Annotated in this window: 11 protein-coding genes; 6 read left to right on the top strand and 5 right to left on the bottom strand. The window is 68.0% G+C overall.

The window, feature by feature from the left end:
* The 4 genes from QZX62_RS00700 to QZX62_RS00685 all read right to left on the bottom strand — a co-directional run.
* On the bottom strand, positions 1 to 811 hold an 811-nt coding region (locus tag QZX62_RS00700), incomplete at its 3' end, for a DnaJ domain-containing protein (protein ID WP_294171420.1).
* A 589-nt stretch (positions 812 to 1,400) separates the two neighbouring features.
* Positions 1,401 to 2,606 carry a hypothetical protein gene (locus QZX62_RS00695; RefSeq protein WP_294171419.1) on the bottom strand — a complete coding sequence of 402 codons (1,206 nt, stop codon included), beginning with the start codon at positions 2,604 to 2,606 and terminating at the stop codon, positions 1,401 to 1,403.
* 71 nt (positions 2,607 to 2,677) lie between these two features.
* Complete coding sequence (gene uvsE, locus QZX62_RS00690; RefSeq protein WP_294171418.1) at positions 2,678 to 3,853, bottom strand: UV DNA damage repair endonuclease UvsE; 1,176 nt, start codon at positions 3,851 to 3,853, stop codon at positions 2,678 to 2,680.
* Positions 3,850 to 4,884 carry a phosphoesterase gene (locus QZX62_RS00685; RefSeq protein ID WP_294171417.1) on the bottom strand — a complete coding sequence of 345 codons (1,035 nt, stop codon included), beginning with the start codon at positions 4,882 to 4,884 and terminating at the stop codon, positions 3,850 to 3,852. The genes uvsE and QZX62_RS00685 overlap by 4 nt, the downstream gene beginning before the upstream one ends.
* Before the next feature lie 122 nt (positions 4,885 to 5,006).
* On the opposite strand from QZX62_RS00685, the gene QZX62_RS00680 reads away from it, so the two are divergent.
* From QZX62_RS00680 to QZX62_RS00655, 6 genes are read left to right on the top strand one after another with little or no spacing between them, the layout of a single operon-like run.
* A complete protein-coding gene (locus QZX62_RS00680; protein ID WP_294171416.1) occupies positions 5,007 to 5,171 on the top strand; it encodes a hypothetical protein in 165 nt (54 codons plus the stop codon).
* Positions 5,172 to 5,183: 12 nt separating this feature from the next.
* Entirely contained in the window at positions 5,184 to 5,525 is a 342-nt protein-coding gene (locus tag QZX62_RS00675) for a GAF domain-containing protein (protein WP_294171414.1), read from the top strand.
* Positions 5,526 to 5,584: 59 nt separating this feature from the next.
* Positions 5,585 to 6,025 carry an OsmC family protein gene (locus QZX62_RS00670; RefSeq protein ID WP_294171412.1) on the top strand — a complete coding sequence of 147 codons (441 nt, stop codon included), beginning with the start codon at positions 5,585 to 5,587 and terminating at the stop codon, positions 6,023 to 6,025.
* 40 nt (positions 6,026 to 6,065) lie between these two features.
* Entirely contained in the window at positions 6,066 to 7,271 is a 1,206-nt protein-coding gene (gene nhaA, locus QZX62_RS00665) for a Na+/H+ antiporter NhaA (RefSeq protein ID WP_294171410.1), read from the top strand.
* On the top strand, positions 7,247 to 8,530 hold the full coding sequence (locus QZX62_RS00660; protein WP_294171409.1) for a hypothetical protein: 1,284 nt from the start codon (positions 7,247 to 7,249) through the stop codon (positions 8,528 to 8,530). The genes nhaA and QZX62_RS00660 overlap by 25 nt, the downstream gene beginning before the upstream one ends.
* Entirely contained in the window at positions 8,530 to 9,516 is a 987-nt protein-coding gene (locus tag QZX62_RS00655; RefSeq protein ID WP_294171407.1) for a histone deacetylase family protein, read from the top strand. Before QZX62_RS00660 ends, QZX62_RS00655 begins: the two co-directional genes overlap by 1 nt.
* Here QZX62_RS00655 and QZX62_RS00650 read toward each other — a convergent pair.
* Positions 9,513 to 10,346, bottom strand: coding sequence for a metallophosphoesterase (locus QZX62_RS00650; RefSeq protein ID WP_294171405.1), 834 nt, complete (start codon positions 10,344 to 10,346; stop codon positions 9,513 to 9,515). The genes QZX62_RS00655 and QZX62_RS00650 overlap by 4 nt on opposite strands.
* Between the last annotated feature and the right edge of the window lie 2 nt (positions 10,347 to 10,348).

Raw genomic sequence — 10,348 nt, 5'->3', positions numbered from 1 at the left:
CTGGCGGCGCGGCGGATGCCGACTCGCCGGCCGTGGAAGGCTGCGTGCCGTCACCGGACAGAGCACTGCCGGCGTCGGCCTGCGCCGACGCCCTTCGCTCGGAGTCGGGTCCGCTATTCCGGCCGACCAGCAGCAGCAAGGCAAGCAGCCCCACTCCGATCAAGGCAGCCAGCGCATAGAGCCCGGTTCTGCGCCGCGCCGGACGCTCGTGCTCGATCTCCTCGTGGTAAGCCGCGGCGGGTGCCGCCCAGGCGGGCTCACGCTCACGCTCAGGATCAGGGTCGTGGACTGCCGGAGCGGGTTCGTCCGGGTAGGGAGCGGGTTGGTCCGCATAGAAGGCCACCTCCTCGTGCACCGGAGCTCGCTCGGGGAGCGGAGCAGGCGCGGACACGGACGCGGCTTCCGCCACGGGTTCAGGCCGGGGCTCGACTGGTCCAGGTGCCGGCGCGGGAGGCACTTCGGCTTGGTTCCGCGCAGTTGCGGGAGGCGCCACTCCAACTCCGCCGCTGCCGGCGGCCGAACGCGGCGCCAGCATCGCCGCGCCGGCTGCTCCGGAAGCGATAAAGGCCGATTTGGGCACTGCCCTGGCCGGCGGGCTGCCACCAAGCGCGGCATCGTAGTTCTTGCGCTTCTCCGCGCCTTTCAGCGCCCGATAAGCGATGGTCAGCTGGTGCGTCCGGTCGCCGCCGCCGGGCAGGTCGCGCACTTCGCGGACCCGCGCCCGATATGCCTGATCGATCGCCTCGGGCGAGGCTGACGGCGAAATCCCCAGGATATCGTAGTAGCTCTGCGGTCCCGGCTTGGTGCTCATGGCTTGGCTGCTCTTGCTTCGTTCGACCTCTATAACGAACGGCAAGCTGGGAGGTTCTCGTGCGCTGTTCAAGCGCTCACGGCAGCCCAGCATGACGAGCGCGGGCAGGCTTGGCCGCGTGGCGCCGCCTTCCATTCAAGTTGGTGCCAACACGCCTTCCAGACGTTGGAGCAGCCGAACGGAGCTGCGGAGGTGCCGGCAGATGATGATGGTGGACACGGAGCTGCGCCCCAGCGCGATCCACGGCATCGGAGTGTTCCTGCTGCAGCCGCTCCGCAAGGGCGACCTCATCTGGCGCTTCGACAGCCGTATCGACCGCATCTACTCCGACGCCGAGCTGGCCGAGCTTCCGGCCGCCCTGCAACGCTTTCTGCGGGTCTATTCCACCAAGCACGAGGAGCTTGGGCTATGGGTGCTGTGCGGAGACAATGGGCGGCACTTCAACCACTCCGACACTCCCAACACCAGCTCGCTCGGCATTGCGTTCGGCGACGATGTGGCCGCCGCCGACCTCCCCGCCGGAGCAGAGCTGACCTCCGACTACCGCACCATCTGCGATGCGATGCGTGAGGAGATGCGCTTCCCGGACCTAGCACTCGTTGATCAAGCCCCAGCGGACGAGTTCAGCCAGATCACCCCGCACCAGTCGTTCGCCGATGTCCAGGCGGTAGCGGACATCCGGGATGGTGAGCGCGCGCGCGCGCCGCAAGGCGTGCTCACGCGCTTCCTCGATGGTGAACCCGGTTCCGGTGACCACCGCGGTCCAGCCGTACAATCCCGAGGTGACCAAGCGGCCGGCGGCGGTGCCGACCTCGCCCCAGTAAATGTGCCGCCGGTCCTCGGCGCCGAGCGCCGGGTCGATCAGGATCGGTAGGCCGACCGGCTCGTTCACCTGCTGGCGAGAGTAGGGAAAGGGCGGCGTGGTCAGCACGATACCGAGCGAATAACCCGGAGCAGCAGGGAAGCCGGTCGAGTCCCGATCGGCCAGCCGCCGCAGCAGGTCGCCCCAGCCGCCGGTCTGCAGGGCGGACAGCACGGCATAGCCGGGATAGCCGAAGCGGCAGGTAAACTCGAGCGGCCACACGCCGGCCTCGTTGATCATGCAGTTGAGGTTGACCCAGCCGACGTGCCCCGCCTCGCGCAGCAACGGCTCGAGCGGTGCCAGTGTTCGCTCGAACAGGCGGTCGGAGCCGTTAAAGGTCGCGACCGTGCCCATCTCGCCGGTCAGCTCGCCCAGCCCGCCGGGGAAGAACCGCTTCTCTTCCCAGTCGAGACAGGCGGGCCGGAGGAAGCGATGGCCGTTGAAGTAGGCGCCCACGCCCGTTTCCACACCGCTGAGGTGGTCCTGAAGGATGAAGTCACCGCTCGGCGGGCGAAGCTCCAGCAGTGCTGCGAGGTCGCTGCCGTCCGGCAGCTGGCCGACGTAGCTGCCGCCGCCGTTCACCTTAAGCACGTAGCGGCCCGGGTCGGCCGCGATAAAGGCAAGCGCCTCGGCGGCACGGGTGAACTCATGGGTGGGAGCGACTTGCAAGCCGAGTTCGGTCAGCAGTCGCTGCGCGAACGCCCGATCGTTCTCCAGCCGGTCGCCGAAGCTGCTTCCGCCAACGACCTGAAAGCCGTCGCGGCGGAGGTCGTCCTGAAGCGCGCCGAAGCCTTCGCTGACCGCCTCGAACAGCATAAAGCCGTCACGGCCGGAAGCGCGGACCCAGTCGAGCTCGGACCGCCAATCGTCCGTCCGCGGCACCATCCCGGCCATGGTGTCCTGAGCCAACGCTTCGCTGGCTGCGATGCGCACCTCGTGGCCTTCGCCGAGCAAGGCCAGGTAGAGTGCCCCTAGATCGCACGTCTCTGTGACCCCGAGAACCCTCAGGCGAACGCCTCTTCCGGCGCCGGCACCAGCTCGCCTTCGTCCACGTCGGCCTCGTCCTCGGCGGCCACGCCCTGCTCCAGCGCCTTCTCCTCGGCCGCCAGTTCCTCCGCATCTGCGGCGGTGATCCCGAACCGGGCGGCGACGTCGGGCGCAAAGCGCAGCAGGTCGGGCCGCAGCTTGATGATCGATACGTCCTTAGACTTGCCTTCCATCATCACGTCGAACTCCAGCCCCTCGGCCATGCGCATGAAGGTCGCGAACTCGAACGGGTTGGTGAAGTCGCTGTGCCCAGTCCAGATCGGCGGCAGCAGCACCGTCTTGATCCGTGCCGTCGCCTTGACCGGAGCCTTGAGCAGCTCGCCCTTCTTTGCCTTGGCCTTGCCCGCCTTGGCCTTGGCCCGCTGCTGGGGCGTGATCTTGCGCTTGACCTCCCGCATCTCGGTCCGCGGCGAGGAGAAGTGGATCTTGGGCCGGCAGCCTTGGGGCCAGGTTGCGATGAACTTCTCCAGCGTCTCTCGCATGTCGAGCCGCTCGGGGTTCAGGCACCAGAAGTGCTGGTAGTCGAACACGCAGCGGACCCCCGTGCGCTCCTGAATCCACAGCACGTCGGCGGCGGAGAAGCGGATGTCGTCGTTCTCCAGCACCAGCCGCCGCTGAACATGCTCGGGACACTGGTTCCAGCCCTCGATCCAGCGCGCGCGGCTTGCTTCCCGGTCGTCGTAGACGCCGCCGACATGGGTCACCATGACCGCCTCGTCGCCAAGTCCCATGCGATCGAGCATCTCGGCTTGGCTCCTCAGGTCCCAGATGCTCTTCTTGGTCAGCTCGGGATCGGGCGCGTTCAGCAGCACATATTGGCTCGGGTGGAACGACAGCCGGATGTCGAGGTCGCGCGCCTTCTTCCCGAACGCCGCCAGTTCGGCGTCGCTCTCCGCCACCATGGTGTGGAACTGCGGCATGTCCGGGTGGGTGGCGTAGGGCGCCAGGTCCGAGCTCAACCGGTACATGTCGATCCCGACCTTCACCAGATAGTCGAGGATCTGGTCGACATATTCCAGGCTGACCTTGAGGTGCGGGTTCTGCTGCCAGCGCCGCGTGTCGTTGCCCTTGAGGCCGGGCACGCCCAGCACCTTGACCGGGAAACCGAGCCGCAGCGGGCGGGAAGACGTCATGCAATCTGCTCCTCGGGAAAGCCGAGCGTGGCCACGAAGCAGTTCCACTCGGGAATGCGCAGCGCGCCACCGCTCGCCTCGCGGTGGCCGCTGCCATATTCGCTGCCGGCGCCGTCCGGCCGCCGCTCGGCAAAGAAGCGGATAAGGTCGTGCCCGGCCGCGGTGCGCGCGGCAAAGTGCACCCAGCCCGGGCGGTAATCCCGGTTGGCGGCGATCACGACCTTGTCCTTGAGGCGCCCGCGCCATTGCTGGGCAACCAGCGGGTGGATCTGGCACGGCGAGGCGAGCGGGATCAGCGCAACGTCGCCGCGGACCTTAGGCGCGATCCGCTTGGCGACGTCCATCTCGGCCTTGACCTCTTCCTTGGCGGCGAGGAGCTGGGCGGTTTCCGGATGCTCGCCCGACAGCAGCTCCTTGGGCGAGTTGCACTTGAGCATGAGGGCGAGCGCGGGCGTCGCATCGGCGCTGGCGGTCCGCCGCGGCGCGTTGATCAGCGATACCGCGCTGCGCAGCGCGGTCTTGCCGTAGCGGCGCTGCGCTGCCGCCAGCTCGGGAAAGTCCGCCTCTTCCGCCATGTCGCCAATCAGCCCGATCGCGGCCAGCCACAGCAGGTCGTCCGACCCCCCGACCCCTTGCGCGCACCAGTAGGCCAATAGGGCGGAAGTGGGCTCGGGCTGCATCCCATTGCCGCTGACCACCCTCGCGGCGCCGGGCGTACCCGTGGGCACATGATGGTCGATCAGGATCGTCGGCGCGCCCGGCAGGATATCACCCTCGCGCACCCCGAGATCGGTAGCGATGATCGCCGGAGGGCGCCGCCCTTCCAGCTCCGCCCGGATCTCCGGACTCCAAGGGTTCTCGCCTTTGCCGACCAGCCGGACGTCCGCCTCTTCAAGGCTGCGCTTCAGGATCGCCACTGCGGACAGGCCGTCGGCATCGAAGTGGCCGAGGATCAGCGGCGGGCCAGAGGTTTGCCCGAACCAGTCGCGAAAGGTCGCGCCGATCGCCTGGGGGTCCGCGGAGTTGCTCATTGAAACCGGAAACGAGCGGTGTCGCCGGAAGGCTCCATCCGGATCGGCGGCAAGAGAATCCTGCCGACCTGCGGGCGATCGACTCCGCCGGTCTAAGATGGGCGGAGGACCGGGCGAGCAGGATGGAGCCGATGCTGCACAACGAACACCGTCACCATCACCTTCACCGCCCCTATGGTTCCGGCGCGCCAAACGACCCTGAACTCGACTCTATTGTGCACAAGGCGGCAAGCGTGTGCCGCACTTCCATGGCGCTGATCTCGTTCGTCGACGAGCAACGCCGCTAGTCGAGCGCGGGTGTGGGCATCGCCGCCGCGCACACGCCGCAACTCATGTCCTTCTGCACCCACGCGGTCCGCGGCGGCGGGACAACGGTCGTGGAGGATTGCTCGCGCGACCTGCGGCTGGCCGCCAACCCCCTGGTCAAAGGCGACTCCGGATTGCGCCACTATGCCGGCGTTCCCCTGCGGACCGACTCCGGCGCCCGGCTGGGCACCCTGTGCGTCCTTGACGCCAAGCCGCAAGGCCTCATCGCCGATCAGGTCCGGGAACTTGAGCGGCTTGCAGCGACCACCGTCGAGATCCTGGATGCCCGCCGTGCCGGGGCGAGCACCTTTGTGCAACGCGCTGCCGCCGCCTGACGCAACCATCGCCGTCGGCTCCGGGTTGAGGGGGTGAACCCCACCCAAGGAGGCCAAGCATGATCACCCGCACCGCGCACGCCCGCTACGAGGGCATGGGCAAGACCGGCAAGGGCTGGGTCTCCACCCAATCGGGCGTGCTGCAAGACCAGCGCTACGGCTTCAACACCCGCTTCGAGAATGAGCCCGGAACCAACCCGGAGGAGCTGATCGCCGCCGCGCATGCCAGTTGCTTCACCATGGCGCTGAGCTTCGCGCTGGCGGGAGCCGAGGTGAACGACGGCACGCTGGAAAGCGAGGCGCGGGTGAAGCTGGAACAGGATGGCGCGGGCTTCACCGTCACCCGCTCAGACCTGAAGCTCACCGCCAGCGTTCCCGGGATCGACGAAGCGCGGTTGCGCGAACTGGCCGAGGAGGCCAAGCGCAACTGCCCGATCAGCAAGCTGCTCAAGGCGGAAATGAACTTGGAGGTCGAAGTGCGGGAGGCGACCGCCGCCTGAAGCGGTTGCGTGAGTAGAAGCTGGCCGTCATGAGCGAGGCATGGCGGCCAGCGAAGCATCATCGGGAGAGCGCAACGCCGGCCTGCTGCTGATGGCCGCGGCGGCGGCCGCGCTGATCGTGGCCAACTCGCCGCTCGCTCCCGCCTATGCCGCGGCGCTCCATCTGCAGCTCGGCCCGCTCGACCTCCACCATTGGATCGCCGACGGGCTGATGGCGCTGTTCTTCCTGCTGGTCGGGCTGGAGGTGAAGCGCGAATGGTACGACGGGCGGCTGTCCACGCCCAACGAACGGCGCCTCCCGATGGTCGCCGCCGCAGCGGGAATGGCGGTGCCCGCCGCAATCTACCTGGCCGTGGTCGGCAGCGACTGGCAACTGGTAAGCGGTTGGGCGATCCCGGCGGCGACCGACATCGCCTTTGCCGTCGGCGTGCTAGCGCTGCTCGGCGCGCGGGCGCCCGCCTCGCTCAAGTTGTTGCTGGTGACCATCGCCATCATCGACGACGTGGGCGCGGTCGTCATTATCGCCTTGTTCTATACCGCCGAGCTCAGCGTGCCGGCCCTTGCCACCAGTGCCGGGCTGGTTGGCGTCATGGCGGCAATGAACATGTTCGGGGTGCGGAAGCTCTGGCCCTTTCTGCTCGGTTTCGCTGCCTTGTGGGCGGCAGTATATCAGTCGGGCATCCACGCGACCATCGCGGGGGTGCTGGCCGCCCTTACTATTCCGCTCGGCCGGGGCGAGCCGCGGTCGCCGCTTAAGCTGCTCGAACATCGGCTCCACCCGCTGGTCATGTTCGGCATCGTTCCACTGTTCGGCTTCGCAAGCGCCGGCGTTACGCTGGCCGGTGCGCAGTTCGGCACGCTGGGGCTGGCGGTGGCGCTGGGCCTGTTTCTGGGCAAGCAGGTCGGCGTGTTCGGGGCTATCTGGCTGGCCGACCGGGCCGGGCTTGCGCCCAAGCCCGAGGCGCTGTCCTGGCGGCAGATTTACGGCGCGGCGCTGCTCACCGGCATCGGCTTCACCATGAGCCTGTTCATCGGCGGGCTGGCCTTCACCGATCAGGCGTTGGTCGATGGCGCCAAGCTCGGAACCCTGGCCGGATCGCTGACAGCCGGGTTGCTCGGCTTCCTTGTGCTCCGCACCGCGGTCCCGCTACCAACCCCCGATGCCGACCGCGAGGAAGCTCGCGAGATCTTCGGCGAAGATGCGGATGAGGACCCGACGGTATGCAACGACTCTTTTGCGCGCTGATCCTGCCGCTGCTGCTCGGGGCGTGCATGGCGGTCCAGCCACGGGCCGCCAGCCTGGACGCCGCAGCGCGCGATTATGTCCGGCTGCAGCTGGCGATCGGCGAGAAGGAAGAAGGCTACATCGACGCCTATTACGGTCCGGAGGACCTCAGGGCGGAGGGCAAGGCGATCGCCGCGGCCGAGGGGCTGCCGCAGCTCTCGGCGCGGGTGGATGCCCTGTCGGGCCGGATCGCCGGACTGCAAGCCGCCGAACCGCGCCGCGCCCGCTTTCTCCTGGCGCAGCTCACCGCTGCCAAGACCCGCCTGCGGATGCTCGGCGGTGAGAAGCTGCCGTTCGAAGAGGAAGCGCTTGGCCTGTTCGGGGTGCGGCCCGCGCTCAAACCCTTGAGCGGGTACGACCCGGTGCTCGCCCAGGTTGAGCGGCTCGTGCCGGGCGCGGGTCCCTTGTGGCAGCGCGTGGACGCCTTCCAGGATCGCTTCACCATCCCGCGCGAACGGCTGCAGCCGGTGTTCGACGCCGCGATCGCCGAGTGCCGCGCCCGCAGCGCCCGGCACGTCGCGCTTCCGGCAAGCGAGCGGTTCGCCATGAGCTTCGTCACGGACAAGAGCTGGTCCGGATACAATTACTACCAAGGCGATTACGCCAGCAAGATCGAGATCAACACGGACCTGCCGATCCGCATCAGCCGCGCGGTCGACCTCGGCTGCCATGAGGGCTACCCCGGCCATCACGTGCTCAATGTCCTGCTGGAACAGCGGCTGGTGCGCGGCCGCGGCTGGATCGAGCACAGCGTGCAGCCGCTGTTCTCGCCCCAGTCGATCATCTCCGAAGGGTCGGCCAACTACGGGATCGACCTGGCGTTCCCCGGGCCCGAGAAGCTCGCCTACGAGGTCCGCGCGATTTACCCGCTCGCTGGCCTGCCGACCGCGGACGCTGCCCGCTACGACGCGCTGCTGACCGCCCTGCGCGACCTCCAGGGCGCGCGGTTCACCATCGCGCGCGAGTTCCTGGAGGGCCGCATTACCGAGCCGCAGGCCGTCGCGCTCACGCAGCAGTACCAGCTGGTCAGCGAAGCGCGGGCCAAGCAGTCGATCGCCTTCACCAAGCAATACCGCAGCTACGTTATCAACTATGGCCTGGGGCGCGATATGGTCGCCGCGGACGTGGAACGCGCCGGGCCCGATCAGGCGGCGAGATGGCGGCGGATGGAGCAGATCCTGTCGGAGCCGACCCTGCCGTCCGACCTCCGCACCCGCTGATGCGCTGCTTCTGGGACGAGCGGCAGCGTGCCCATGCGCCGACCCGGGAGTTCTTCAACGGCGCCCTCCACCCGGCGGCGGAGCATGGCGGGCGGGTCGAGGCAGTGCTCGCGGCCATTGGTCCGACGGAGGCACCCGCGGATCATGGGGCGGCGCCGCTGCTGCGGGTGCACAGCGCGGAGTACCTCCACTTCCTCCAGCATGCGCATGAGGAGTGGCGCGCAGCCGGCCGCGGTGGCGATGCCTTTCCCTATACCTTCCCCGTCGTGCATCGCCGTCCGTTAGAGTTCGACCGAATCGACGCCAAGCTCGGCCAGTATAGCTACGACACGTCGACCCCGATCGGCGAAGGCACGTGGGAAGCGGTGTACTGGGGTGCGCAGACTGCGCTGAGCGCGCTTGGCGCCGCGCGGGAGGACGGCAAGGCGTTCGCCTTCTGCCGACCGCCCGGGCACCACGCCGGTCGCGATTATTGCGGCGGCTACAGCTACATCAACAACGCCGCGGTCGCTGCGGAGCAGGCGCTGGCCGACGGCTGCCGGCGCGTCGCGATCCTAGACGTCGATTACCACCACGGCAACGGCACGCAGGACATCTTCGCCGGCCGGGCGGATGTGCTGTTCGCCTCCCTCCACGCGGACCCGCGGACCGATTACCCGTTCTTCTGGGGCCACGCCGATGAAAGCAGCGACAACATCCTTAACCTCCCCTTGCCCCGGGGGACGGAGTTTGCCGGCTACGACGAAGTCCTCGCCCGCGCGCTAGAATGGCTCGGCCAAGGCACGCCGGAGCTGCTGATCGTCAGCTACGGCGCGGACACCTACGCCGGCGACCCGATCAGCCACTTTGGGCTGGAAACGGCGGACTACACCCGCATGGCGCAGCGCATCGCAGGCCTCCGCCTGCCGACGCTGATCGTGATGGAAGGGGGCTATGCGGTGGAGGCGCTAGGCGACAATGTCGCGGCCTTCCTGGCCGGCTTCTAGCGCTCCGAAGGACCGAGGGTGAGAAGCCATACTTCCGGTGGCGCACCTAGCCGAAACGGAAGTACGCTGGTGCCCAGACCGGCAGTAGTGATCACGCGGCGGGCACCCTCCTTCCGCTGCCCGCAGGCATAGCGGTCCCCGTAGATCGACATATAGGACACCGCTCCCAGCAGCGGCAGCCTGATCTGGCCGCAGTGCGTGTGCCCAGCGAGCACGAGAGTAACGTCGTCCGGCACCTTCGGCGTGATGTCCGGCGTGTGGCTCAGCAGAACCCGCGCGCCGAGCGCCGCGTTCATCGCTCGCAGCGTCGCCCTTACATCCGCATGGCCGGTGGACTCGTCGTCGACCCCGCCGATCCGCACCGGTCCGATAGTCATTGCTTGATTGCTGAGGACGCGGATCCCAGCGGCTTTTAGCGCCTTGCTGACCTCCGTCGCACCTCGCCAATGGTCATGGTTGCCGAGCACGGCGGCCTTGGCGAGAGGCGCATTGAGCTGAGCCAGAGGAGCAAGCGCTTCCATCGCCGGATAACGCCGCGTAGCTACCCGCTTGTCGCTGACAAAGTCACCCGCGATCAGCACCACATCCGGGCGAAGGGCGTTCACCTGCCCAACGATCCGCCGAAGCCGCGAAGGCGGCATGTCAGGCCCCGCAACGTGAACATCGCTAAGGAAGGCGACCCGAACCGGCCGTGCGCCTGCCGACCAATCCGGCATGGCGATGGTCGCGCGACGCACCACTGGCTCCTGCATGGCTGCCGCAAGCAGGATCGCTGTTGCGAGCACCACCGCCACCAAACACGCAATCAGTACTCGGACTGCCTTGCGCATAA

The sequence above is a fragment of the uncultured Sphingomonas sp. genome, assembly GCF_902806265.1.
Classification (GTDB): domain Bacteria; phylum Pseudomonadota; class Alphaproteobacteria; order Sphingomonadales; family Sphingomonadaceae; genus Sphingomicrobium.
The sequence above is the reverse complement of the archived record's forward strand: the minus strand, read 5'-3'. Positions and strand labels throughout refer to the sequence as shown.

Bases quoted from the DNA above. Each gene is read 5' to 3' on its own strand.
- uvsE (WP_294171418.1), bottom strand. From the start codon at position 3,853: ATGACGTCTTCCCGCCCGCTGCGGCTCGGTTTCCCGGTCAAGGTGCTG.
- QZX62_RS00685 (WP_294171417.1), bottom strand. From the start codon at position 4,884: ATGAGCAACTCCGCGGACCCCCAGGCGATCGGCGCGACCTTTCGCGAC.
- QZX62_RS00680 (WP_294171416.1), top strand. From the start codon at position 5,007: ATGGAGCCGATGCTGCACAACGAACACCGTCACCATCACCTTCACCGC.
- QZX62_RS00670 (WP_294171412.1), top strand. From the start codon at position 5,585: ATGATCACCCGCACCGCGCACGCCCGCTACGAGGGCATGGGCAAGACC.
- nhaA (WP_294171410.1), top strand. From the start codon at position 6,066: ATGGCGGCCAGCGAAGCATCATCGGGAGAGCGCAACGCCGGCCTGCTG.
- QZX62_RS00660 (WP_294171409.1), top strand. From the start codon at position 7,247: ATGCAACGACTCTTTTGCGCGCTGATCCTGCCGCTGCTGCTCGGGGCG.
- QZX62_RS00655 (WP_294171407.1), top strand. From the start codon at position 8,530: ATGCGCTGCTTCTGGGACGAGCGGCAGCGTGCCCATGCGCCGACCCGG.
- QZX62_RS00650 (WP_294171405.1), bottom strand. From the start codon at position 10,346: ATGCGCAAGGCAGTCCGAGTACTGATTGCGTGTTTGGTGGCGGTGGTG.